The following is a 22,498-nucleotide window of genomic DNA, read 5'->3' on the forward strand; positions in this document are numbered from 1 at the left end:
TGGCTCCATCCCCCCTTTTGCGGACCCGGGCCCAAAGCTGCGACTGCGTCGCAAGTTTGCACCCTATGTCCTTGTTGTCAAGGATTTTTCGGCTCGACCTCCTCGGGAAGCTCGAGTCCGCCGACGAGCTCCGAGAGCCGTGCCAGGCCGTGACGGCGCAGATAGTCCTCGATGCCGCGGTTGATCTTCGCGCAGATCAGGGGGTCGTAGAAGAGGGCCGTGCCGACCCCCACCGCGCTCGCCCCCGCGAGGATGAACTCGATCGCGTCCTCGGCGCTCGCGATCCCCCCCTGGCCGATGATGGGGATGCCGTGGGGGCGGCAGACGCGGTAGACCTGGTGCACCTTGAGCAGGGCCACCGGCTTGATCGCCGGCCCCGAGAGCCCGCCCTGGACGTTGCCGAGCACCGGCCGGCGCCGCTCGATGTCGATGGCCATCCCCATCAGCGTGTTGATGGCAGAGAAGGCGTCGGTGCCGGCCTCGATGCAGCGGCGCGCGTTCTCGGCGATGTCGGTCTGGTTCGGAGAGAGCTTGGTGATGAGCGGCTTCGAGGTGGCCCGGCGGCAGGCCTCCACCACCCGCGCCGACATCTCCGGGTCGTTGCCGAAGGCGACGCCCCCGGCCTTGACGTTGGGGCAGGAGATGTTGATCTCGATGGCGTCCACCGGGGAGTCGTCGAAGCGCCGCGTCACCTCGGCGTACTCCTCCACGGTGGAGCCCGAGACGTTGGCGATGTAGCGGGTCTCGGAGAAGTCGAGGCGCGGCAGGATCTCGCGCACCACGTGATCGACGCCGGGGTTCTGGAGCCCGATGGCGTTGAGCATCCCCATGGGCGTCTCGCAGACCCGGTGCGGGGGGTTGCCGAGGCGCGGCTCGAGGGTCGTGCCCTTGAGGCAGACCGCACCCACCTCGCGGTGGGAGAAGCCGGCCACCCGCGTATACTCCTCGCCGAATCCGACACAGCCCGAGAGCAGGACGATGGGGGTCTGCAGGCGCAGGCCGCAGAGCTCCACGCCGATGTCGGGCCGCCTCTGCACCGCCGGGTCGCTCATGTTCCGCGTCGTCCTCTACCGCCCCGAGATCCCGCCCAACACGGGCAACGTCATCCGCCTCTGCGCCAACACCGGCTGCTCCCTGCACCTGATCGGCCCGCTCGGCTTCAGCCTTGAGGACCGCCACCTCCGCCGCGCCGGCCTCGACTACCGCGAGCTCGCCGTGCTGCGCACCCACGCCGATCTCGACGCCTTCCTCGCCGCCGAGCGCCCGCCGCGCCTCTGGGCCTTCACCACCCGCGGCACCGCAGCCCACACCGAGGCCCGCTTCGGCCCCGGCGACGCCCTCCTCTTCGGCCCCGAGACCGCGGGCCTGCCGGCCGAGGTCCTCGCCCGCATCCCCGCGGCCCGGCGGCTGCGCCTGCCCATGCGGCCGGGCAACCGCAGCCTCAACCTCTCCAACGCCGTCGCCGTCGCCGTCTACGAGGCCTGGCGCCAGCATGGCTTCGCCGGCGCCGCCCCGCCCGGCTAGAAGCCGGCGAACTCCTCCTTCTGGCTCCGCGCGAGCAGCGCCTGCACCGCCTCCTGCGCGCTGCAGCGCCCCTTCAGCAGACGGTCCACCTGCTCGCAGATGGGCATCTCCACGCCGAGGCGGGCGCCGAGGCGCCGCACCGCCGCCGCCGTCGCCACCCCCTCCACCGCCTGGCCGATGCCGGCGAGGGCCTCGGCGAGGGCCGCCCCGCGCGCCAACGCCAGCCCCAGGCGGCGGTTGCGCGACTGGTCGTCGGTGCAGGTGAGGACGAGGTCGCCGAGCCCGGCGAGCCCCATGAAGGTCTCGCGCCGTCCACCGAGGGCGAGCCCGAGGCGCGTCACCTCGGCGAGGCCGCGGGTGACGAGGGCCGCGCGCGCGTTGGCGCCGAAGCCGAGCCCGTCGGAGACGCCGGCGGCGATGGCCATGACGTTCTTGACCGCGCCCCCCACCTCGACCCCCACCAGGTCGTCACTGAGATAGGCGCGGAAGGCGCCGTGATGGAGACGGCGCGCCCAGGCCCGGGCGGCCTCGGGATGGCCGGCGACGGTGACCGCGGTGGGCAGCCCGGCCGCGACCTCGGCGGCGAAGCTGGGGCCGGAGACCACGGCCACGGGCACCGCGGCGCCGAGGCGCTCGGCGACGACCTCGTGCAGGAGCCGCTCGCCGCCGTGCTCGAAGCCCTTGGTGGCCCAGGCGAGCGCCCGGCCCGCCTCCCACAGCGGGCGCAGCGCCTCCAGCAGCGGGGCGAAGCCCGCGCTCGGCACCGCCACCAGCACCTCGGCCCCCCCCGCGAGGGCGGCCTCCAGCGCCGCCACCGGCTCGAGCCCCTCCGGAAGCGCGACCCCCGGCAGGTACCGGGCATTGGCTCGCTCGCGCGCAAGCCGCCCGAGGTGCACCGGATCGCGCCCCCACAGGCGGACCCGATGGCCGCCGCGCGCCAGGTGCACGGCGAGCGCCGTCCCCCAGGAGCCCGCCCCGAGGACGGCGAGGGGGGGCTCAGTGGCGCCCGGCGGCCTGCTGCTGGCGCCGGCTCTGGGCATAGACGGCGTTGAAGTCCACCGGGGCCAGGATCACCGGCGGGAACCCCCCCTTGGCCACCAGGCTGCCCACCGCTTCGCGGGCGTAGGGATAGAGGGTCCCGGGGCAGAAGGCCCCGAGCACCGGCCCGAGCTCCTTCTCCTCGAAGCCGCGCACGCGGAACACGCCCGCCTGCTGCACCTCCACGAGAAAGGCGGTGCGCTCGCCGAGGCGCGCCGTCACCGTCACCGTGAGCACCACCTCATAGGCATCCCCCTCGAGCGGACGGGCGTTGGAACCGAGCTGGACCTCGGCCTGCGGCTCCCACTTCTCGGCGAAGACCGCCGGGCTGTTGGGCGCCTCGAAGGAGACGTCCTTGACGTAGAGCCGCTCGATCAGGACCTGGCGCTCGCCGCCCCCCGCGGCCGCATCCTCGGGCCGCCCGCTCATGCCGATGCCCGCCCGCCGTCGAGACCCAGGAGGCGGTCCAGCTCCCCCTCGAGATCCAGCTCCGCGAGATCGTCGAAGCCGCCCACCGGCCGGCCGTCGATGAAGACCTGCGGCACCGTGCCGCGCCCGCTCAGCCGCTCCATCTCCGCCCAGCGGTGCGGTTCCTCGTCGACCCGGATCTCCCGCCAGTGCACCCCCTTGCGCTCGAGGAGCCTGCGTGCCCGCATGCAGTAGGGGCACGACCCGGTGGCGTACATGATCACCTCGGCCATCGTTCGTCTCGCCTCCCCGCGGGCGCCCGCGCCCACCTCACTTGCGCCGCACCGGCAGGTTGGCCCGCTCCCAGGCCAGCATGCCGCCGGCGAGATGGTACACCGGCCCGAAGCCGCTGCGCGCGAGCAGGGCACAGGCCGAAGGGGCGCGCGAGCCGCTGCGGCAGACCACCACCAGCGGGCGACCCCGGTAGCGCGCCAGCTCGTCGAGCCGCTCGCGCAGGCGCGCCAGCGGCACCGAGACGGCCCCCGCGATGTGCCCCTCGCGGAACTCGTGCGGCTCGCGCACATCCAGCACCACCGCGTCCTCGCGGTTGATCAGGGTGGTCGCCTCCAGCGGCCCCACCTCGCGGTAGCGCCGCAGGGCCGGGGCGACGAAGGACCAGACGAGGGCGCCGCCGGTGACGACGAAGGCCGCGACCAGCAGCCAGTGGCGCGTGGCGAACTCGATCAGCCGCTCCATGTCGGCGCTGGACTCCGGATGGTCGGGACCGCGCGCGGGGCGAGGCGCTCAGGGCCGGTGGCCCGAGCAGAAGATCTCGCGCATCATCTCGATCAGGCGCAGCGTGCGCGCGTCGCGGACCCGGTAGTAGACTCGGTTGCCGTCCTTGCGCGAGGCCAGCAGCCCCTTGTCGCGCAGGATCGCCAGATGCTGAGAGATGTTGCTCTGGGAGGTGCCCACGTGATCGGCGATCTCCTGCACGCTCACCTCGCCGTCGCCGAGGGTGCAGAGGATCTTCAGGCGCAGCGGATGCGACATGGCCTTGAGCGAGCGCGAGGTCCGCTCGATGTCCTCCTCGCGCGCCATGAGCAGTCCGTGGGCCGTGTTCATGGGGAGCGCCCTCCCGGCCGCGGGTTCCCGGCGGTCATTTAGCATCCATCGATACAATAATACGCCATCGCAACCACGGCAAACATGTCGCGCCTGCCCGCCCTGCCGCTGCTGCTCCTGGCCGCCCTCGCCGCGGCCGCCCCCCCCGAGGACGACCTCGCCCGCCTGCGCGAGCGCATCCGCACCGTGGAGCAGGCGCTCGCCGGCGACCGCGGGCGCCTCGAGGCGCTGGGGCGCGAGCTCGAGGGGCTCGAGCGCGAGCTGGGCGAGGTGGGCCGCGAGCTGCACCACCTCGAGGCGGAGGCGGCGCGAAGCCGCGACCGCATCGCCGCCCTGCGCCGGACCCGCGACGAGGCCGCCGACACCGTCGGCCGCCACCGCGCCCTGCTGCGACGGCAGCTGCGCGCCGCCTTCGCCGCCGGCCGCGCCGAGCGCGTCAAGCTCCTCCTCGAGCAGGACGATCCGGGACGCGTGGCGCGCATGCTGGCCTACCACCGCCGCCTCGCGCGGGCGCGCGCCCGCGAGCTCGAGCGGCTGCAGGCCGAGATCGCGCGTCTCGCCGAGGCCGAGCGCCGCCTCGCCGAGGAGGTCCGGCGCCTGGAGGGGCTGCAGGCGGCGGCGGCGGCGCGGCGCGACGCCCTCGCGGCCTCGCGTGCGGCGCGCGCGGCGCTTGCGGCCGAGATCGAGCGCTCGGTGCGCGCGCGGGGGCAGGAGCTGGCGCAGCTTCGCGCCGATGCCGAACGGCTGGAGGCGCTGGTGCGCTCCCTGCGCGAGGCCCCGCCCCTCGCCGAGGGCGAGCGCGTGCCCTTCGCGAGGCTGCGGGGCCGCCTCCGCTGGCCGCTGAGCGGCCGCGTCCTCGCCCGCTACGGCAGCCCCCGGCGCGGCGGCGGGCCGCAGTGGCGAGGCCTGCTCATCGGCGCCCGCACCGGCGCCCCGGTGCGCGCCGTCTCCCACGGACGCGTGGTCTTCGCCGACTGGCTGCGCGGGTACGGCCTCCTGCTCATCATCGACCACGGCGACGGCTACATGAGCCTCTACGCCCACAACGACGCCCTCTACAAGGAGACCGGCGAGTGGGTCGAGGGGGGCGAGGTGGTGGCCGCGGTGGGGGCAAGCGGCGGCCGGCGCGAACCCGCCCTCTACTTCGAGCTGCGCCGCGACGGCGAGCCGCTGGACCCGGCGGGGTGGCTGGGACGGCAGGTGGCCGGCGTGAAGTAGGGCGCGCTTTGTTGCATACTCGGCGCAGCGGCCGGCGCAGATCCCCGCGCGGCCGCGTCCCGAGACGACCACGGCGGGCGCGGAGTGCCCGCGGAGCGAGCCATGCGATCCCTGATGCGACAGCTGTCCCTGATCCTGCTCGGCACGGTGCTCGGCATCGCCCTCCTCGAGGGCGGCTCGGCCCTGGCCGAGCGCGGCGGCGAGGGCGCCGCCGCCGTCCCCCTGGAGGAGCTTCGCCTCTTCAGCGAGGTCTACGCCCGGCTCAAGTCCGACTACGTGGAGCCGGTGGACGACCGCACCCTGCTCGAGAACGCCATCCGCGGCATGCTCGCCGGCCTCGATCCGCACTCGGCCTACCTCGACGAGGACGCCTTCCGCGAGCTGCGCATCGGCACCTCGGGCGAGTTCGGCGGCCTCGGCATCGAGGTCACCATGGAGGGCGGCTTCGTCAAGGTCATCGCCCCCATCGACGACACCCCGGCCGAGCGCGCCGGCATCCGCGCCGGCGACCTCATCATCCGCCTCGACGACACGCCGGTGAAAGGAATGACCCTCGCCGAGGCGGTCAAGCGCATGCGCGGCAAGCCCGGCACCCAGATCACCCTCACGGTGGTGCGCGAGGGCGAGGAGAAGCCCCTCAAGTTCACCATCACCCGCGACGTCATCCGCGTCCGCAGCGTGCGCAGCCGCCTCCTCGAGGACGGCTTCGGCTACGTCCGCATCAGCCACTTCCAGGCCCAGACCGCGCGCGCCCTGCGCGAGGCGGTGAGCGCGCTGCGCAAGCAGGCCGGCGGCAACCTCAAGGGCCTCATCCTCGACCTGCGCAACAACCCGGGCGGCGTGCTCAACGCCGCGGTGGAGGTCAGCGACGCCTTCCTCCGCGACGGGCTCATCGTCTACACCGACGGCCGGGTGGAGGACGCCAAGCTGCGCTTCAACGCCACCCCGGACGACATCCTCAACGGCGCGCCCATGGTGGTGCTGGTCAACGGCGGCTCGGCCTCGGCGTCGGAGATCGTCGCCGGCGCCCTCAAGGACCACCGGCGGGCCATCGTCATGGGGCAGAAGACCTTCGGCAAGGGCTCGGTGCAGACCATCGTCCCCCTCGCCAACGAGACCGCCATCAAGTTCACCACGGCGCGCTACTTCACGCCCTCGGGGCGCTCGATCCAGGCCGAGGGCATCGTCCCCGACATCCGTCTCGACAACGTCAAGGTCACGCGCGCCGAGGACAACGCCATCGAGCCCGTCAAGGAGGCCGACCTCTCGCGCCACCTCGCCAACCCCAACGGCGACGCGAAGGCGCCGCAGGAGGAGGCGCCCGCCGGCGGGGCGTCCGTCTCCGCCACCGAGGACTACGCCCTCTACGAGGCCCTGAACCTGCTGCGGGGGCTGGCGATCCTGCAGGCGCGGGGGCACTGACAGGGGCGGGGCGGATGCGCGGCCCGCTGCTCGCGCTGCTGCTCGGCCTCGCCGGCGCGGTGGCGGCCGATCCCCCGCGCATCGCCGTCGTCCTCGACGACATCGGCAACGAGCTCGCCGCCGCCCGCCGCGCGCTCGCGCTGCCGGGCCCGATCGCCTACGCGGTGCTCCCGGCGACGCCGGCGGCTCGCTGGGCCGCGCGCGAGGCCGCTCGGCGCGGGCGCGAGGTGCTGCTGCACCTGCCCATGCAGGCGGTGGAGCCGCTCCCCCTGGGGCCGGGCGGCGTGACCCTCGACATGACCGAGGGCGAGTTCCGGCGCACGGTGCTCGCCGACCTCGACCTGGTCCCGGAGGCGGTGGGGGTGAACAACCACATGGGCAGCCTGCTCACCCGCCATCCGGGGGCGATGCAGTGGCTCATGGGGCTGCTCGCCCGCCGCGGCGGGCTCTACTTCCTCGACAGCCGCACCAGCGAGCGCTCGGTGGCGGCGCGGCTTGCGCGCGAGAACGGGCTCGCGGTGCTCGAGCGCGACGTCTTCCTCGACCCGGAGCCGAGCCGCGCCGTGGTCTCGGCCCAGTTCGACCGCCTGCTGGAGCTGGCGCGCCGGCGCGGGCAGGCCGTGGCCATCGGTCATCCCCACCCGTGGACCCTGGACGTGCTCGAGCGGCGCCTGGGCGAGATCGAGGCCGCGGGGATGCGCCTCGTGCCGCCCTCGGCGCTGCTCGCGCGCGGGCCGCAGCAGAGGAGGATCCCCACATGGCACGCGTCCTTGTCCCCCTCGCCCCCGGCTTCGAGGAGATCGAGGCCGTCACCGTGGTCGACATCCTCCGCCGCGCCGGCGTGGAGGTGGTGACGGCGGGGCTCGTCGCCGGCCCCATCCGCGCAAGCCGCGGCGTCGTCGTCCTCCCCGACACGACCCTCGACGCCGTCGCCGGGGAGGACTTCGACATGGTGGTGCTGCCGGGGGGCCAGCCCGGCACGGACACCCTCGCCGCCGATCCCCGCGTGCGGGCGATCCTCGCCCGCCACGCCCAGCGCGGCGCCTACACCGCGGCCATCTGCGCCGCCCCCAAGGTCCTCGCCGAGGCGGGGCTGCTGGAGGGGCGCCGCGCCACCGCCTATCCGGGCGTGCTCGAGGCCCGCGCCGGCGGCATCACGCTGGAGGAGGCGCCGGTGGTGCGCGACGGCCGCGTGGTGACCTCGCGCGGCCCCGGCACGGCGATGGACTTCGCCCTCGAGCTCGCCGAGCTGCTCGCCGGCCCGCAGCGGCGGCGCGAGGTGGAGGCAGCGCTGCAGCGCCCCTGAGGGGAGCTCAGTCCTCGCTGCGCGGCCAGGCCGAGGCGAGCAGGGCCGCTCCCAGCCCGCCGAGGAGCCAGGTGCCCAGGGGGGCGCCGCCCAGCATCGGCGGCGCGTAGCCGTCGAGGCCGAGGAGCAGCACCGCCGCCACCACCAGGCCGGTCCCCACGGTGGCGAGGAACTGCCGCCGCTGGCCGCGCACCAGCGCCCGGCGCAGCCGCGCAAGCTCCTCGCTCTCCCAGCGCAGCCGCAGCTCGCCGGCGAGGGCCTGGTCCAGGAACTCCTGCACCTGGCCCGGCAGGCGCGGCAGCTGCTCGGCCCATACCGGCAGGTTCTCGCGCACCCCGCGGGCAAGACCCCGCCAGCCCACCTGCTCCGACATCCAGCGCTCGAGGAAGGGCTTGGCCGTGCGCCACAGGTCGAGGTCGGGGTAGAGCTGACGGCCGAGGCCTTCGATGTTGAGCAGCGTCTTCTGCAGCAGCACCAGCTGGGGCTGCACCTCCATGTCGAAGCGGCGCGCGGTCTGGAACAGCCGCAGCAGCAGCTGGCCGAAGGAGATGTCCTTGAGCGGGCGCTCGAAGATGGGCTCGCAGACCGCGCGCACGGCGGCCTCCAGCTCGTCGATGCGGGTCTCGCGCGGGACCCAGCCGGAGCGCACGTGCAGCTCCGCGACGCGGCGGTAGTCGCGGCGGAAGAAGGCGACGAAGTTCTCGGCGAGATAGCGCTGGTCGGCGGGGCTGAGGCTGCCCATGATGCCGAAGTCGACGGCGATGTAGTGTCCGTCCGCGGCGACGAAGATGTTGCCCGGGTGCATGTCGGCGTGGAAGAAGTTGTCGCGGAAGACCTGCGTGAAGAAGATCTCCACGCCGGCCTCCGCCAGCCGGGCAAGATCGATCCCCTGCCGCCGCAGCGCCTCGACGTCGCTGATGGGGGTGCCGGAGATGCGCTCCATGACGAGCACGCGGCGCCGGGTGTAGTCCCAGTACACCTCGGGGACGTAGAGCAGCGGCGAGCCCTCGAAGTTGCGCCGCAGCTGCGAGGCGTTGGCGGCCTCGCGCAGCAGGTCCAGCTCGTCGAGGATGGTCTTCTCGTACTCGGCCACCACCTCCCGCGGGCGCAGCCGGCGCGCCTCGCGCGAGTAGCGGTGGGCGAGCTCGGCGAGCCGGTGCAGGAGGGCGACGTCGCGGCGGATGACGCGCTCGATGCCGGGCCGCACCACCTTGACCACGACGCGGCGGCCGTCGCGCAGCACCGCGCCGTGGACCTGGGCGATGGAGGCCGAGGCCAGCGGCTCCTCGTCGAACTCGGCGAAAACCTCCTCGAGCGGGCGCCCGTAGGCGGCCTCCACCATCGCCCGCGCCTGCGCCCCGGGGAAGGGCGGCACCCGGTCCTGGAGCCTCGCGAGCTCGTCGGCGATGTCGTCGGGGAGCAGGTCGCGGCGGGTGGAGAGGGCCTGGCCGAACTTGACGAAGATCGGCCCCAGCTCCTCCAGCGCGCGGCGGATCCGCACCCCGCGGGGGGCGCGGCCGCGGTGCACCCAGTACCAGGGCGAGAGGTAGCGCAGGAAGCGCACGGGGCGGAAGAGGTGGGTGGCGAGCACCACCTCGTCCAGGTTGTGCCGCACCAGCACCCAGGAGATGTGGACGAGGCGCAGCAGCTCCGACGGGCGGATCATGGGCGCACCCTGCCCGCCGTGCCCCCCGCGCCCGCCATCGGCCTCAGAGCCGGTAGCCCCGGTGGACGGCGACGATGCCGCCGCTGAGGTTGAAGTACTCGCAGCGCTCGAAGCCCACCGACTCCATCATCGCGCGCAGCGTCTCCTGGTCGGGGTGGACCCGGATGGACTCGGCGAGATAGCGGTAGCTGTCGGCATCGCCGGCCACCAGCCGCCCCAGCAGCGGCAGCACGCGGAAGGAGTAGGCGTCGTAGACCGGCCCGAGCCCGGGCAGCACCGGGTGGGAGAACTCCAGCACCAGCACCCGGCCGCCCGGGCGCAGGACGCGGTACATGGAGGCGAGCGCCGCCTCCTTGTCGGTGACGTTGCGCAGGCCGAAGCCGATGGTGACGAGATGGAAGCTCGCCTCGGCGAAGGGCAGCCGCTCGGCGTCGGCCTGGACGAAGGCGACGTTGCCGACGATGCCGCGGTCGGCCAGCCGCTCGCGCCCCACCTCGATCATGTCGGGGTTGAGGTCGGCGAGGACCACCTGCCCGCGCGGGCCGACCCGGCGCGCCATGGCCGCGGCCAGGTCCCCGGTGCCGCCGGCCAGATCCAGCACCCGATGCCCCGGGCGCAGGCCCGCCAGCTCCACCGTGAAGCGCTTCCACAGGCGGTGGATGCCGAACGACATGAGGTCGTTCATGAGGTCGTAGCGGCGGGCGACGGAGCTGAAGACGCCCTGCACGCGCGCCTTCTTCTCCTCCAGCGGGACCTCCTGGAAGCCGAAGTGGGTGGTGCGGGGCGGCCGCCCGTCCTCCCTCACGCCCCGCCCTCCGTCGCGCGGGCGCGCGCCAGCCGCTCCTGGTAGGCCTGCCAGTAGCGCTCGCGGTTGCGCGCAAGCTCCCACAGCGTCTCCCAGGAGTAGATGCCGGTGTCGTGGCCGTCGTCGAAGACGAGCTTGACGGCGTACTGGCCCACCGGCTCGATGCGCACGATGTTGACCTCCTCCTTGCCCGTCACCAGGGTCTCCTGCCCGGGGCCGTGGCCGCGCACCTCGGCCGAGGGCGAGAACACGCGCAGGTACTCGCAGGGGAGGCGGAAGCGGGTGCCGTCCGGGTAGGCCACCTCCAGCTCCCGGCTCTTCTGGTGCAGGCGCAGCTCCGTGGGTCGCGGGACCTCGCTCATGGCTCCCTCCGGCGGACGGGGCTCACAGTATATAGCGGCTGAGGTCTTCGTCCCCGGCCAGGCCGCCGAGCTCGCGCTCGACGTAGGCGGCATCCACCACCACCTCCTCGCCGTCGCGGTCCGGGGCCTCGAAGGAGATCCCCTCCAGCAGCCGCTCCATCACTGTGTGCAGGCGGCGGGCGCCGATGTTCTCGGTGCGCGCGTTGACCTCGTGGGCGATCTCGGCGATGCGGCGCACGCCGTCGGCGGTGAAGCGCAGGCGCACCCCCTCGGTGGCGAGCAACGCCTCGTACTGGCGCGTGAGGGCGGCATCGGGCTCGGTGAGGATGCGCACGAAGTCCTCCACGCCGAGGGGGTCGAGCTCGACCCGGATCGGCAGCCGCCCCTGCAGCTCCGGGATGAGATCCGAGGGCCGGGCGACGTGGAAGGCCCCCGAGGCGATGAAGAGGATGTGGTCGGTGCGCACCATGCCGTACTTGGTGGTGACGGTGCAGCCCTCCACCAGCGGCAGCAGATCGCGCTGCACCCCCTCGCGCGAGACGTCGGGGCCGCCGTGCTCGCCGCGCCGGGCCACCTTGTCGATCTCGTCGATGAAGACGATGCCGTGCTGCTCGGCCGCCTCCAGCGCCCGCTGCTTGACCTCCTCGTCGTTGACGAGGCGGGCCGCCTCCTCCTCCACCAGGAGCCGGCGCGCCTCGCGCACGCTCAGGCGGCGCCGCCGCGGCCGCCCGCCGCCCAGGTTCTGGAACAGGCTCTGGAGCTGGCTCGAGAGCTCCTCCATCCCGGGCGGGGTCATGATCTCGACCCCGAACGGCGCGGCGCTGACCTCGATCTCGATCTCGCGCCCGTCGAGCTCGCCCTCGCGCAGGCGCTTGCGCAGCTTCTGCCGCGTGCCCTCGTCGCCGGCGGGCTCGCCGAAGCGCGGCCGCGGCAGCAGCGCATCGAGGATGCGCTCCTCGGCGGCCTCCTCGGCGCGATGGCGGACCTTGGCCATCTCGCGCTCGCGGGTCATCTTCACCGCGACGTCCACGAGGTCGCGGATGATGGACTCGACGTCGCGCCCCACGTAGCCCACCTCGGTGAACTTCGTCGCCTCCACCTTGATGAAGGGGGCGTGGGCGAGGCGGGCCAGGCGGCGCGCGATCTCGGTCTTGCCCACCCCGGTGGGGCCGATCATGAGGATGTTCTTGGGCGTGACCTCGGCGCGCAGGGCCGCGGGGAGCTGGGCCCGGCGCCAGCGGTTGCGCAGCGCGACCGCCACCGCGCGCTTGGCCGCGGTCTGGCCGACGATGTGCTTGTCCAGCTCCTGGACGATCTCGCGCGGCGTCATCGGGGTCATGGGCTCACTCCGGCGTCCCCAGGGTCTCGATGACGAGGTTGCGGTTGGTGTAGATGCAGAGGTCGGCGGCGATGCCCAGGGCGCGCTCGACGATCTCGCGCGCCCCGAGCCCGGTGGCCTCCAGCAGCGCCCGCGCCGCCGCGCGTGCGTAGCCGCCGCCGGAGCCGATGGCCATGATCGCGTCCTCGGGCTCCACCACGTCGCCGGTGCCGGAGAGGATCAGCGAGCGCTCGGTGTCGGCCACCGCCAGCAGCGCCTCGAGCCGGCGCAGCATGCGGTCGGTGCGCCAGTCCTTGGCCAGCTCCACCGCCGCCCGCGTGAGGTTGCCCCCGTGGGCCTCGAGCTTGGCCTCGAAGCGCTCGAAGAGGGTGAAGGCGTCGGCGGTGCCGCCGGCGAAGCCGGCCAGGACGCGCCCGCCGTAGAGGCGGCGGACCTTGCGGGCGTTGCCCTTCATGACCATGTCGCCGAGGGTCACCTGGCCGTCGCCGCCCATCGCCACCACGGGGCCGCGGCGGACACAGAGGACGGTGGTGGAGCGGATGCGCGTCATGGCGGGGACCGGATTCCGTGGGCGCCCGATTGTAGCAGGAACGGCCCCGCCGGCACCGGCGCTGCTACACTGGCCGAAGACCCCCTCGGGAGCGGCGATGCAGACCCTGCGCTTCCGCCTCGACGGGCGCGAGCTCGACGCCCGCGAGGGCGAGACCATCCTCGAGGCCGCGCGCCGGCACGGGATCGCGATCCCCCACCTGTGCTGGCGGCCGGACCTCGGCGTCGCCGGCAACTGCCGCACCTGCCTCGTGGAGGTGGAGGGGGAGGGACGGCTCGCCGCCGCCTGCCACCGCCGGGTGGAGCCCGGCATGGTGGTGCGCGCCCGCGGCGGGCGCGCCGCCCGCGTGCGCCGCGGCGTGCTGGAGCTGCTGCTCGCCGAGGCCGGGGGGGCGCTGCTGCGGCGCGACTCGGAGCTCGAGCGCTGGGCCGAGGCGGAGGGGGCGCGGCGGGACCGCTTCCGCCCCGACCCGTGGCCCGCGGCCGACCTCAGCCATCCCGCCATCGCGGTCGAGCGCGGCGCCTGCATCCGCTGCACCCGCTGCGTGCGCGCCTGCCGCACCGTGCAGGGCCACGACGTCCTCGGCATGGCGGGGCGCGGGGCGGCAAGCCGCATCGCCTTCGACCTCGACGACCCCATGGGGGCGAGCCTGTGCGTCGGCTGCGGCGAGTGCGTGCAGGCCTGCCCCACGGGCGCGCTCGCACCGGCCGGAGGCGCGGCGCTGCGGCAGGCGAAGGCGCTCACCGACAGCGTCTGCCCCTACTGCGGCGTCGGCTGCCAGGTGCGCATCCACGTGCATGCGGGCCGCGTGCTGCGCACCGAGGGCCTGGACGGCCCCTCCAACCGGCGCCGGCTCTGCGTCAAGGGCCGCTTCGGCCTCGACTACGTCCACCACCCGGAGCGCCTCACCCGCCCCCTGGTGCGCCTGCCCGACGCCCCCAAGGATCCGGACCGCCTGGACGGGGCCCGTACCTGGTTCCGCGAGGCCGACTGGGACGAGGCCCTGGCGCGCGCCGCCGGCGGGCTCGCCGCCCTCCGCGCGCGCCACGGCGGCGGCGCGCTGGCCGGCTTCGGCTCGGCCAAGGGCAGCAACGAGGAGGCCTATCTGTTCCAGAAGCTAGTACGGCTCGGCTTCGGCAGCCACAACGTGGACCACTGCACGCGGCTCTGCCACGCCTCCAGCGTGGCCGCCCTGCTCGAGGGCATCGGCTCGGGGGCGGTCTCGAACCAGATCGAGGAGGTGCTCGAGAGCGAGGTCCTCTTCCTCATCGGCGCCAACCCCGCGGCCAACCACCCCGTCGCCGCCACCTTCCTGCGCAACGCCGCCCGCGCCGGCGCCACCCTCATCGTCGCCGACCCGCGGCGCACGCCCCTCGCCCGCGACGCCCGCCTCGTCCTGCAGTTCCGCCCGGGCAGCGACGTCGCCCTCCTCGACGCCCTCCTCCACGTGATCATCCACGAGGAGGATCTGGTGGACCACGACTTCGTGCGCGCGCGGGTGGACGGCTTCGAGGCCCTGGCCGCCGCCGTCGCCCCCTGCACCCCCGAGCGCATGGCCGCGCTGTGCGACGTCCCCGCCGACACCCTGCGCGCGGTCGCCCGCACCTACGCCCGCGCCCGCCGCGCCATGATCCTCTGGGGCATGGGCGTGAGCCAGCACACCCACGGCACCGACAACGTCCGCGCCCTCATCGCGCTCGCCCTGGTCACGGGGCAGATCGGGCGGCGCGGCACGGGGCTCCACCCCCTGCGCGGCCAGAACAACGTCCAGGGCGCCTCCGACGCCGGCCTCATCCCCATGATGCTGCCGGGCTACGCCCCCGTCGCCGACGCCGAGGCGCGCGTGCGCTTCGAGCGCCTCTGGGGGGCGCGGCTTGCGGCCGAGCCCGGCCTCACGGTGGTGGAGATCCTCGACGCCGCCGCCCGCGGGGAGATCCGCGGCATGTACATCGTGGGCGAGAACCCGGCCATGTCCGACCCCAACCTCGCCCACGCCCGCGAGGGGCTGGCCCGCCTCGACCACCTGGTGGTCCAGGACCTCTTCCTCACCGAGACCGCAGCGCTCGCCGACGTGGTGCTCCCGGCCTCGGCACACCTGGAGAAGCTCGGCAGCTACACCAACACCGACCGCCGCGTGCAGCTCGGCCGCCCCGCCCTGCCCCTGCCCGGCGAGGCGCGGCAGGACCTCTGGATCATCACCGAGATGGGCCGCCGCCTGGGCCTGCCCTGGACGCACCGGGGCGCGGCCGAGGTCTACGATGAGATGCGCGCGGCGATCCCGGCCCTCGCCGGCATCCCCTGGCGGCGCCTCGAGCGCGAGGGGGCGGTGACCTACCCCTGCCCGCGCGAGGACCATCCCGGCCACGGCGTGCTCTTCGCCGACGGCTTCCCCCTGCCCGGCGGGCGGGCGCGGCTGGTGCCGGCGACCCATCGGGGGCCGGCCGAGCCCCCGGACCGCGCCTACCCCTGGACCCTCCTCACCGGGCGCCTGCTGGAGCACTGGCACACCGGCGCCATGACCCGCCGCGCCGCCGTGCTCGACGCCCTCGAGCCCGAGCCCGTCGCCTTCCTCCACCCCGAGGACCTCGCCGCCCTCGGCCTCGCCCCCGGCGCCGCCGTCACCGTCGCCACCCGCCGCGGCCGCGTCACCGCCCGCGCACGCCCCGACCCCGGCCTGCGCCGCGGCGAGATCTTCATGCCCTTCTGCTACCGGGAGGCGGCGGCCAACCTCCTGACCCTCGACGCCCTCGACCCCTGGGGCCGGATCCCGGAGTTCAAGTGCTGCGCCGCCGCGCTCGCCCCCGCCGGCCGCGCCCACGGGGAGACCGGCACGTGAGCGGGGAGGCCGCCGCGCCCCGGCCCGCCTGGGTGGACGCCGCGCCCCTCGCCGAGGCGCTCCCCTACGATGCCCTGGTGGAGGCGCTGCGCCGGGCCTTCGCCGAGGGGTGCGTGCAGCCGCCGCGGGCGCATCTCGCCCTCGGGCCGCAGGAGGCCGACGGGACGCTGCTCCTCATGCCGGCCTGGCGGCCCGGCGCGGCGGCGGGCACCAAGCTGGTGACGGTCTTTCCGCGCAACGCCGCGCGGGGGCTGCCCTCGGTGCACGGGGTCTACGTCCTCTTCGACGGCGCCACCGGCGCACCCCGCGCCATCCTCGACGGCACCGAGCTCACGCGCCGCCGCACCGCCGCGGCCTCGGCCCTCGCCGCCAGCTTCCTCGCCCGTGCCGACGCCGCCACCCTCGTGGTCGTGGGCACCGGGGCCCTCGCCCCGCACCTCGCCCGCGCCCACGCCGCCGTGCGCCCCATCCGCCGCATCGCGGTCTGGGGGCGGCGGGCCGAGCGCGCCCGCACCCTCGCCGCGCAGCTCGCCGCGGCGCTTCCCGGGGTGGCGGTGGAGGCGGCGCCGGAGCTCGCCGCCGCCGTCGCCGAGGCCGACATCGTCACCTGCGCCACCCTCGCCACTGAGCCCCTCGTGCGCGGCGCGTGGCTGCGCCCCGGGGCCCATCTCGACCTCGTGGGCGGCTTCACCCCGGCCATGCGCGAGGCCGACGACGAGGCCGTGCGCCGCGCCCGCCTCTTCGTCGACACCCGCGAAGGCGCCCTGCGCGAGGCCGGCGACCTCGTCCAGCCCCTGCGCGCCGGCGTCATCGCCGAGACCGACGTCCGCGGCGACCTCTTCGCGCTGTGCCGCGGCGAGGCGCGCGGGCGCACCGGCGCGGACGAGATCACCCTCTTCAAGTCCGTGGGCTGCGCCCTCGAGGACCTCGCCGCCGCCGAGCTCGCCCTCGCGCGCCTGGGCGAAGCCGCCACGTAGTCGCCCCGGCCCCGCGGCGCGCGGGGTATCCTGTGCGCCGCCGACGGGCCTGCAAGCGGCCCGCCGGCCCACACCGCAGGCGAGCATGGGCGATGGAGCAGAGCAACGGCGCACGCTGGCAGTTCTGGATCGACCGCGGCGGCACCTTCACCGACATCGTGGCGCGCCGCCCGGACGGCAGCCTCGCCACCCTCAAGCTGCTCTCCGAGGACCCGGGGCGCTACGAGGACGCCGCGGTGGAGGGCATCCGGCGTCTGCTCGGCCTCGGCCCCGGCGAGCCGATCCCGGCCGAGCGCATCGAGGCGGTGAAGATGGGCACCACGGTGGCCACCAACGCCCTGCTCGAGCGCAAGGGCGAGCCCACCCTGCTGGTGACGACGCGCGGGTTCGCCGATGCGCTGCGCATCGGCACGCAGCAGCGGCCGCGGCTGTTCGATCTCGCCATCCGCCTGCCCGAGATGCTCTACGCCGAGGTGCTGGAGGCCGACGAGCGGATCGGCGCCGACGGCACCGTGATCCGCCCGCTGGACCGCGAGGCCCTGCGCGCGGCGCTCGAGGCGGCGCGGGCACGCGGGCTCTCGGCGGTCGCCATCTGCCTGCTGCACGGCTACCGCTTCCCGGCCCACGAGGCGGCGGCGGCGGAGATCGCCCGCGAGGCCGGCTTCGCCCAGGTCTCGGTCAGCCACCGCGTCAGCCCCCTCATGAAGCTCGTCCCGCGGGGCGACACCACGGTGGTGGACGCCTATCTCTCGCCGGTCCTTCGCCGCTACGTGGAGCGGGTGGCCCGGGCGCTGGGCGGCGTGCGCCTGCTCTTCATGCAGTCCAACGGGGGGCTGGCCGAGGCCGGCGCCTTCCACGGCAAGGACGCGATCCTCTCCGGGCCCGCCGCGGGTGTGGTCGGCATGGCCCGCACCGCGGCCATGGCGGGCCTCGGGCGCGTGATCGGCTTCGACATGGGCGGCACCTCCACCGACGTCAGCCACTACGCCGGGCGGTTCGAGCGCACCCTGGAGACGGAGGTGGCGGGGGTGCGTCTGCGCGCGCCCATGATGGAGATCCACACCGTCGCCGCGGGCGGCGGCTCGGTCCTCCACTTCGACGGCGGGCGGTTCCGGGTCGGTCCCGATTCGGCCGGCGCGGATCCCGGACCGGCCTGCTACCGCCGCGGCGGCCCGCTCACGGTCACCGACTGCAACGTCCTGCTCGGCCGCATCCGCCCGGAGTTCTTCCCGCAGGTCTTCGGCCCGGGCGGCGACCAGCCCCTCGACACCGAGGCGGTGCGCGAGGGCTTCGCCCGCCTCGCCGCGCAGGTGAGCGAGGCGACGGGCCGGCGGCACACCCCGGAGGAGGCGGCGGAGGGCTTCCTCGCCGTGGCGGTGGAGAACATGGCCAGCGCCATCAAGCGCATCTCGGTGCAGCGCGGCCGTGACGTGAGCGCCTACGCCCTCGCCTGCTTCGGCGGTGCCGGCGGGCAGCACGCCTGCCGCGTCGCCGACGCCCTCGGGATCCGCCGCATCCACATCCATCCCCTCGCGGGCGTGCTCTCGGCCTACGGCATGGGTCTGGCGGACCTGCGCCTGATCCGCGAGCAGGCGGTGGAGGCCGAGCTCGACGAGGCCCTCGCGGGGCGGCTCGCGGCCCTCGCCGAGGCCCTCGCCGCCGAAGGCCGCGAGGCGATGGCGGCCCAGGGCGTGGCGGCGGCGCGCATCCGCCACGAGCCGCGGCTGCTGGTGCGCTACCGCGGCTCGGACACCGCGCTGGAGGTGCCGCTGGGCCCGGCGGCGGCGGTGCGCGCGGCCTTCGAGGCGGCGCACCGCGAGCGCTTCGGCTTCGCCCCCCCGGAGCGGGCGCTGGTGGTGGAGGCGGTGCAGGTGGAGGTGATCGGCGAGGCCGAGATCGCCGACGAGCCCGCGCGCGAGGCGCCGCCGCCGCGCCCGAGCGGGGCGCTGCCGCGCCTTGCCGAGGCGCCCATGTGGGTCGCGGGGCGCTGGCGCACGGTGCCGGTGCTGGCGCGGGAGGCCCTCCGGCCGGGCGAGGGCATCGAGGGGCCTGCGATCCTCATCGAGCCCAACAGCACCACGGTGGTGGAGCCGGGCTGGCGGGCGCGCCTGGACGGGCGCGGTCACCTCCTCCTGGAGCGGCGGCGCAGGGCGGCGCGGCGCAGGGTCGGGACCGCGGCCGACCCGGTCATGCTCGAGATCTTCAACAACCTCTTCATGTCGGTGGCCGAGCAGATGGGGGCGGTGCTGGAGAACACGGCCCACTCGGTGAACATCAAGGAGCGGCGCGACTTCTCCTGCGCGGTCTTCGACGCCGACGGCGAGCTCGTCGCCAACGCCCCCCACATGCCGGTCCATCTGGGCTCCATGAGCGAGAGCGTCAAGGCGGTGCTCGCCGCCCACCGCGACCGCCTCGCCCCGGATCAGGCCTGGATGCAGAACGCCCCCTACAACGGCGGCACCCACCTGCCCGACGTCACCGTGATCCGCCCCGTCTTCGACGACGCCGGGCGGCGGCTGCTCTTCTTCGTCGCCGCCCGCGGCCACCACGCCGACATCGGCGGCATCACCCCGGGCTCGATGCCGCCCTTCAGCCGCCGCATCGAGGAGGAGGGGGTGGTCATCGACGACTTCCTGCTCGTGGAGGGGGGGCGGCTGCGCGAGGACGCGGTGCGCGCGCTGCTCGCCTCCGGGCCGTGGCCTGCGCGCAACATCGACCAGAACGTGGCCGATCTCGCGGCCCAGCTCGCCGCCTGCGAGAAGGGGGTGCAGGAGCTTCGGCGGATGGTGGCGCACTTCGGGCTCGACACCGTCCTCGCCTACATGGGGCACGTCATGGCCAACGCCGAGGCCGCGGTGCGCCGCGTCATCGGGCGCCTCGGCGACGGGCGCTTCCGTCAGGTGCTCGACGACGGCGCGGTGATCCAGGTGGCGGTGGCGGTGGACCGCGCCGCGCGGCGGGTCCGCGTCGACTTCACCGGCACGAGCCCCCAGCACCCGGGCAACTTCAACGCCCCCCTGGCGGTGACCAAGGCCGCCGTGCTCTACGTCTTCCGCTGCCTCGTCGCCGAGGACATCCCCCTCAACGGCGGCTGCCTCAAGCCGGTGGAGCTGGTGGTACCCGAGGGCTCCATGCTCAACCCGCGCCCGCCGGCGGCGGTGGTGGCCGGCAACGTCGAGACCTCGCAGCAGATCGTCGATGCCCTTCTCGCCGCCCTCGGCGCCCAGGCGGCCTCGCAGGGGACCATGAACAACTTCACCTTCGGCGACGCCCGCCACCAGTACTACGAGACCGTATGCGGGGGCGCCGGCGCGGGACCGGGCTTTCACGGCGCGAGCGCCGTGCACACCCACATGACCAATTCCCGCCTCACCGACCCCGAGGTCCTGGAGTGGCGCTTCCCGGTCCGGCTCGAGCGCTTCGCCATCCGCCGCGGCTCCGGCGGGGCCGGGCGCTGGCGCGGCGGCGACGGGGTGGTGCGCGAGGTCCGCTTCCTCGCCCCCATGAGGGCGGCGATCCTGTCCGGGCGGCGCCGGGTGGCGCCGCACGGGCTTGCAGGGGGCGGCGCCGCGGCCTGCGGCGCCAACCGCGTCCTGCGCGCCGACGGCCGCATCGAGGTCCTCGGCGGCTGCGCCGAGGTGGAGATGGCGCCGGGGGACCGCTTCGTGATCGAGACCCCCGGCGGCGGCGGCTACGGGGCCTGAGCCGGCGCGGCCCCGGCGAGGGCGGCGATCTCGGCGCCCACGGCGGGATCCTCCCAGGGCAGGGGGCCGATGTGCACCCCGCGCACCCGCCCCGCGCCGTCCACCACGAAGGTGCTGGGCAGCCCCAGGACCCGCCAGGATGCGGCGTCGCGCCCGTCGGCGTCGAGGAGCACGGGCAGCGCCACCCCGAGCTCGTCCAGGTAGGCGGCGAGGTCGTCCGGGTGGTCCCGAAGCGCCACCGTCACCACGCCCACACCGGCGGCGGCGAGGCGCGGCACCGCCTCCCCCAGCACCGGCAGCTCCCGCCGGCAGGGCACGCACCAGGTGGCCCAGAAGTGGACGATGCGGGGACCGGCGGACGGCGCCCCGCCGCGGAAGGCCGTGGCCCCCAGCGGCGGGGCCGGCGCGCCGCCGCCCGGCGGCGGACCGAAGCGGCCGGCCGCCGCCGGCCCCGAGAAGGCGAGGAGCAGGGCGGCGAGCCCTGCCAGACGGTTGCGGATCACGAAACCCTCCCCGGCGGGAAAGGGGGGCGCCGCCGCCCCCCGCTGCGCGCCGTGCTGCTCAGGAACTGCGGTCGTAGATCGCCGCGCGCTCGCGCTCGACGTCCTCCTGGGACCAGATCTTGTGCCAGCGCCCGTCGCGCTCGACCCGGATCTCCTCGACCTGGATCGAGTTGTAGCGCGGATGGCGCTCGCCCACCACCTGGACGCGCTCGAGCACGTGGCGGACCTTGGTGCTGCGGTCCACGTTGGGCATGAAGAACCAGCGGTCCCCCACCACGAGCACGAAGTCCGGCTCCACCGCCACGTGCGGGTCGAGCCGGTCCACCGGGCACTGGATGCCGCGGGTGGTGCAGTCGAGGCCGTTGATCCGCCCCGTGAGGGTCTCCGCGGCCCAGGCGCCGGCGCCCATCCAGGCCGCAAGCGCGAGCCCCGCGGCAAGCTGCAGGGCGCGCACCGTCATCGGATGTCGCATCGTGGTCATCTCGCCTCTCCTCCAGGACACGCCCCTCCACTCTGCAGGACCGGCCGGACCGCCGGTTGCTCACAGCGCAAGGTGGTGGCGACGGCGCGGCGAGGTCGGCTATCCTCGGGTCGGCCGGCCTGGGGGGAGCCGCAGATGAGCGATCGCGTCCCGTACTGGATGTCCGTCTTCCTGGTGGCGGTGGCGGCCGCGGCCACCGCGCTCTTCCCCGCCCTGCAGCGCGCCTTTCTCGCCAACCCCGTCTTCAACGGCATGATCCTCGCGGTGCTCCTGGTGGGCGTCGTCCTCGAGTACCGCCAGGTCCTGGGGCTCGCCCCGGAGCGGCGGTGGCTCGCACGCCTGCGCGCGGGCGTGACCTCGCAGCCGGCGCCGCACCTGCTCGCCCCGCTGGCGCGGCTGCTCGCCGAGCGGGAGCGGCCCAGGCTCTCCACCCAGGCCGCGCGCGCCCTCCTCGACGGCATCCGCCTGCGCCTCGACGAGCAGCGCGACCTCTCCCGCTACCTCGTCGGCCTGCTGGTCTTCCTCGGCCTGCTGGGCACCTTCTGGGGCCTGCTGGACACCGTCTCCGCGGCCGCCGGGGTGATTGCGGGCCTGTCCGTGGAAGGCGAGCTCGCCTCGGTCTTCGAGCAGCTCAAGGCCAACCTACAGGCCCCCCTGGCGGGCATGGGCACCGCCTTCAGCTCCTCGCTCTTCGGCCTCGGCGGGGCGCTGGTGCTGGGCTTCCTGGACCTGCAGGCGGGCCACGCCCAGAACCGCTTCTACAACGACCTCGAGGAGTGGCTCGCCGAGCTCACCCACCTGCCCAGCGGCGCGCTGGAGGCGGAGCAGCCGCTGCCGGCCTACCTCGAGGCCCTCATCGAGCGCAGCGCCGACAGCCTCGAGGCCCTGCAGCGGCTCATGGCCCGCAGCGAGGAGGAGCGCGCCGGCACGCGCCAGGAGCTGCTGGAGCTGACGCGGCGGCTGGCCGAGCTCGCCGACCGCATGCGGGAGGAGCAACAGGTGATCCGGGGGCTCACCCGGCAGCAGGCGGAGCTGCAGGCCATGATCGGGCGGCTCGCCGAGGCCGCCGAGCGCTGGGGGCCCGACGAGGCCGCGCGCGAGCACCTGCGCAACCTCGACCTCGGCCTGGCCCGTCTCGCCGAGGAGACGGTGCGGGGGCGCGAGGCGGTGGTGGAGACGCTGCGCGGCGAGCTGAGGCTCCTCGCCCGCACCCTCGCCGGGCGCGACGGCTGAG

The 22,498-nt window shown here is 75.0% G+C and carries 22 protein-coding genes; 9 read left to right on the plus strand and 13 right to left on the minus strand.

The window, feature by feature from the left end; all coding sequences use genetic code 11:
- Positions 1–77 precede the first annotated feature (77 nt).
- Entirely contained in the window at positions 78–1,052 is a 975-nt protein-coding gene (locus EDC57_RS00530; RefSeq protein ID WP_123399201.1) for a dihydroorotate dehydrogenase, read from the minus strand.
- Here EDC57_RS00530 and EDC57_RS00535 point away from each other — a divergent pair.
- Positions 1,051–1,524, plus strand: a complete 474-nt coding sequence (locus EDC57_RS00535; RefSeq protein WP_123399203.1) for a tRNA (cytidine(34)-2'-O)-methyltransferase — start codon at positions 1,051–1,053, stop codon at positions 1,522–1,524. The two genes, EDC57_RS00530 and EDC57_RS00535, sit on opposite strands and share 2 nt — an antisense overlap.
- On the opposite strand, the gene EDC57_RS00540 is transcribed toward EDC57_RS00535, so the two are convergent.
- Genes EDC57_RS00540 through EDC57_RS00560 form a run of 5 tightly spaced genes read right to left on the minus strand, consistent with a single transcriptional unit; the run spans position 1,521 to position 4,095 of the window.
- Positions 1,521–2,564: an NAD(P)H-dependent glycerol-3-phosphate dehydrogenase gene (locus EDC57_RS00540; RefSeq protein WP_123399205.1), complete on the minus strand. Its 1,044-nt coding sequence runs from the start codon at positions 2,562–2,564 to the stop codon at positions 1,521–1,523. The two genes, EDC57_RS00535 and EDC57_RS00540, sit on opposite strands and share 4 nt — an antisense overlap.
- On the minus strand, positions 2,521–2,991 hold the full coding sequence (secB, locus tag EDC57_RS00545; protein WP_123399207.1) for a protein-export chaperone SecB: 471 nt from the start codon (positions 2,989–2,991) through the stop codon (positions 2,521–2,523). Before secB ends, EDC57_RS00540 begins: the two co-directional genes overlap by 44 nt.
- The gene (grxC, locus tag EDC57_RS00550; protein WP_123399209.1) at positions 2,988–3,263 is read right to left on the minus strand and encodes a glutaredoxin 3; all 276 of its coding nucleotides are present in this window, start codon (positions 3,261–3,263) and stop codon (positions 2,988–2,990) included. Before grxC ends, secB begins: the two co-directional genes overlap by 4 nt.
- Before the next feature lie 37 nt (positions 3,264–3,300).
- Positions 3,301–3,726 (minus strand): rhodanese-like domain-containing protein, encoded by a 426-nt coding sequence (locus EDC57_RS00555; RefSeq protein ID WP_123399211.1) that lies wholly within the window; start codon positions 3,724–3,726, stop codon positions 3,301–3,303.
- Between the two features lie 48 nt (positions 3,727–3,774).
- The gene (locus tag EDC57_RS00560) at positions 3,775–4,095 is read right to left on the minus strand and encodes an ArsR/SmtB family transcription factor (protein ID WP_245995086.1); all 321 of its coding nucleotides are present in this window, start codon (positions 4,093–4,095) and stop codon (positions 3,775–3,777) included.
- Between the two features lie 84 nt (positions 4,096–4,179).
- Here EDC57_RS00560 and EDC57_RS00565 point away from each other — a divergent pair, with 84 nt between their 5' ends.
- The 4 genes from EDC57_RS00565 (at position 4,180) to EDC57_RS00580 (ending at position 8,041) form a co-directional block, all read left to right on the plus strand.
- Positions 4,180–5,313, plus strand: coding sequence for a murein hydrolase activator EnvC family protein (locus tag EDC57_RS00565; RefSeq protein WP_123399213.1), 1,134 nt, complete (start codon positions 4,180–4,182; stop codon positions 5,311–5,313).
- Positions 5,314–5,427: 114 nt separating this feature from the next.
- Positions 5,428–6,735 (plus strand): S41 family peptidase, encoded by a 1,308-nt coding sequence (locus EDC57_RS00570; protein ID WP_123400855.1) that lies wholly within the window; start codon positions 5,428–5,430, stop codon positions 6,733–6,735.
- 14 nt (positions 6,736–6,749) lie between these two features.
- Positions 6,750–7,589: a divergent polysaccharide deacetylase family protein gene (locus tag EDC57_RS00575; RefSeq protein WP_123399215.1), complete on the plus strand. Its 840-nt coding sequence runs from the start codon at positions 6,750–6,752 to the stop codon at positions 7,587–7,589.
- Positions 7,493–8,041, plus strand: a complete 549-nt coding sequence (locus tag EDC57_RS00580; protein WP_123399217.1) for a DJ-1 family glyoxalase III — start codon at positions 7,493–7,495, stop codon at positions 8,039–8,041. The genes EDC57_RS00575 and EDC57_RS00580 overlap by 97 nt, the downstream gene beginning before the upstream one ends.
- A 7-nt stretch (positions 8,042–8,048) precedes the next feature.
- Here EDC57_RS00580 and ubiB read toward each other — a convergent pair whose 3' ends face one another.
- Genes ubiB through hslV form a run of 5 tightly spaced genes read right to left on the minus strand, consistent with a single transcriptional unit; the run spans position 8,049 to position 12,763 of the window.
- Positions 8,049–9,707 carry a ubiquinone biosynthesis regulatory protein kinase UbiB gene (gene ubiB, locus EDC57_RS00585; protein ID WP_123399219.1) on the minus strand — a complete coding sequence of 553 codons (1,659 nt, stop codon included), beginning with the start codon at positions 9,705–9,707 and terminating at the stop codon, positions 8,049–8,051.
- A 43-nt stretch (positions 9,708–9,750) separates the two neighbouring features.
- A complete protein-coding gene (ubiE, locus tag EDC57_RS00590) occupies positions 9,751–10,512 on the minus strand; it encodes a bifunctional demethylmenaquinone methyltransferase/2-methoxy-6-polyprenyl-1,4-benzoquinol methylase UbiE (protein WP_123399221.1) in 762 nt (253 codons plus the stop codon).
- Entirely contained in the window at positions 10,509–10,874 is a 366-nt protein-coding gene (locus tag EDC57_RS00595; RefSeq protein WP_123399223.1) for a gamma-butyrobetaine hydroxylase family protein, read from the minus strand. Before EDC57_RS00595 ends, ubiE begins: the two co-directional genes overlap by 4 nt.
- Positions 10,875–10,896: 22 nt before the next feature.
- Positions 10,897–12,213 carry an ATP-dependent protease ATPase subunit HslU gene (hslU, locus tag EDC57_RS00600; RefSeq protein ID WP_123399225.1) on the minus strand — a complete coding sequence of 439 codons (1,317 nt, stop codon included), beginning with the start codon at positions 12,211–12,213 and terminating at the stop codon, positions 10,897–10,899.
- A 4-nt stretch (positions 12,214–12,217) separates the two neighbouring features.
- Positions 12,218–12,763, minus strand: a complete 546-nt coding sequence (hslV, locus tag EDC57_RS00605; protein WP_123399228.1) for an ATP-dependent protease subunit HslV — start codon at positions 12,761–12,763, stop codon at positions 12,218–12,220.
- A 97-nt stretch (positions 12,764–12,860) separates the two neighbouring features.
- Between hslV and fdhF the strand changes: the two genes are divergently transcribed.
- From fdhF to EDC57_RS00620, 3 genes are all read left to right on the plus strand, one after another.
- Positions 12,861–15,599, plus strand: a complete 2,739-nt coding sequence (gene fdhF, locus EDC57_RS00610; protein ID WP_123399230.1) for a formate dehydrogenase subunit alpha — start codon at positions 12,861–12,863, stop codon at positions 15,597–15,599.
- Entirely contained in the window at positions 15,596–16,576 is a 981-nt protein-coding gene (gene lhpI, locus EDC57_RS00615) for a bifunctional Delta(1)-pyrroline-2-carboxylate/Delta(1)-piperideine-2-carboxylate reductase (protein WP_245995087.1), read from the plus strand. The genes fdhF and lhpI overlap by 4 nt, the downstream gene beginning before the upstream one ends.
- Positions 16,577–16,668: 92 nt before the next feature.
- Entirely contained in the window at positions 16,669–20,280 is a 3,612-nt protein-coding gene (locus EDC57_RS00620) for a hydantoinase B/oxoprolinase family protein (RefSeq protein ID WP_123399232.1), read from the plus strand.
- Here the strand turns inward: EDC57_RS00620 and EDC57_RS12700 are convergent.
- Positions 20,268–20,783 carry a TlpA family protein disulfide reductase gene (locus EDC57_RS12700; protein WP_170164994.1) on the minus strand — a complete coding sequence of 172 codons (516 nt, stop codon included), beginning with the start codon at positions 20,781–20,783 and terminating at the stop codon, positions 20,268–20,270. The genes EDC57_RS00620 and EDC57_RS12700 overlap by 13 nt on opposite strands.
- A gap of 58 nt (positions 20,784–20,841) precedes the next feature.
- Positions 20,842–21,264, minus strand: coding sequence for a hypothetical protein (locus EDC57_RS12705; RefSeq protein WP_170164995.1), 423 nt, complete (start codon positions 21,262–21,264; stop codon positions 20,842–20,844).
- Positions 21,265–21,399: 135 nt separating this feature from the next.
- Between EDC57_RS12705 and EDC57_RS00630 the strand changes: the two genes are divergently transcribed.
- Positions 21,400–22,497, plus strand: coding sequence for a flagellar motor protein MotA (locus EDC57_RS00630; protein WP_123399236.1), 1,098 nt, complete (start codon positions 21,400–21,402; stop codon positions 22,495–22,497).
- The last annotated feature ends 1 nt before the right edge of the window (position 22,498 follow it).

Origin of the sequence: Inmirania thermothiophila, assembly GCF_003751635.1 — a bacterium.
Classification (GTDB): Bacteria; Pseudomonadota; Gammaproteobacteria; order DSM-100275; family DSM-100275; genus Inmirania; species Inmirania thermothiophila.

Excerpts from the sequence above, each read along its gene's own strand:
- EDC57_RS00535 (WP_123399203.1), top strand. The coding sequence starts at position 1,051 with ATGTTCCGCGTCGTCCTCTACCGCCCCGAGATCCCGCCCAACACGGGC.
- EDC57_RS00530 (WP_123399201.1), bottom strand. The coding sequence starts at position 1,052 with ATGAGCGACCCGGCGGTGCAGAGGCGGCCCGACATCGGCGTGGAGCTC.
- EDC57_RS00540 (WP_123399205.1), bottom strand. The coding sequence starts at position 2,564 with ATGCCCAGAGCCGGCGCCAGCAGCAGGCCGCCGGGCGCCACTGAGCCC.
- secB (WP_123399207.1), bottom strand. The coding sequence starts at position 2,991 with ATGAGCGGGCGGCCCGAGGATGCGGCCGCGGGGGGCGGCGAGCGCCAG.
- grxC (WP_123399209.1), bottom strand. The coding sequence starts at position 3,263 with ATGGCCGAGGTGATCATGTACGCCACCGGGTCGTGCCCCTACTGCATG.
- EDC57_RS00555 (WP_123399211.1), bottom strand. The coding sequence starts at position 3,726 with ATGGAGCGGCTGATCGAGTTCGCCACGCGCCACTGGCTGCTGGTCGCG.
- EDC57_RS00560 (WP_245995086.1), bottom strand. The coding sequence starts at position 4,095 with ATGAACACGGCCCACGGACTGCTCATGGCGCGCGAGGAGGACATCGAG.
- EDC57_RS00565 (WP_123399213.1), top strand. The coding sequence starts at position 4,180 with ATGTCGCGCCTGCCCGCCCTGCCGCTGCTGCTCCTGGCCGCCCTCGCC.
- EDC57_RS00570 (WP_123400855.1), top strand. The coding sequence starts at position 5,428 with ATGCGACAGCTGTCCCTGATCCTGCTCGGCACGGTGCTCGGCATCGCC.
- EDC57_RS00575 (WP_123399215.1), top strand. The coding sequence starts at position 6,750 with ATGCGCGGCCCGCTGCTCGCGCTGCTGCTCGGCCTCGCCGGCGCGGTG.
- EDC57_RS00580 (WP_123399217.1), top strand. The coding sequence starts at position 7,493 with ATGGCACGCGTCCTTGTCCCCCTCGCCCCCGGCTTCGAGGAGATCGAG.
- ubiB (WP_123399219.1), bottom strand. The coding sequence starts at position 9,707 with ATGATCCGCCCGTCGGAGCTGCTGCGCCTCGTCCACATCTCCTGGGTG.
- EDC57_RS00595 (WP_123399223.1), bottom strand. The coding sequence starts at position 10,874 with ATGAGCGAGGTCCCGCGACCCACGGAGCTGCGCCTGCACCAGAAGAGC.
- hslU (WP_123399225.1), bottom strand. The coding sequence starts at position 12,213 with ATGACCCCGATGACGCCGCGCGAGATCGTCCAGGAGCTGGACAAGCAC.
- hslV (WP_123399228.1), bottom strand. The coding sequence starts at position 12,763 with ATGACGCGCATCCGCTCCACCACCGTCCTCTGTGTCCGCCGCGGCCCC.
- fdhF (WP_123399230.1), top strand. The coding sequence starts at position 12,861 with ATGCAGACCCTGCGCTTCCGCCTCGACGGGCGCGAGCTCGACGCCCGC.
- EDC57_RS00620 (WP_123399232.1), top strand. The coding sequence starts at position 16,669 with ATGGAGCAGAGCAACGGCGCACGCTGGCAGTTCTGGATCGACCGCGGC.
- EDC57_RS12705 (WP_170164995.1), bottom strand. The coding sequence starts at position 21,264 with ATGACCACGATGCGACATCCGATGACGGTGCGCGCCCTGCAGCTTGCC.
- EDC57_RS00630 (WP_123399236.1), top strand. The coding sequence starts at position 21,400 with ATGAGCGATCGCGTCCCGTACTGGATGTCCGTCTTCCTGGTGGCGGTG.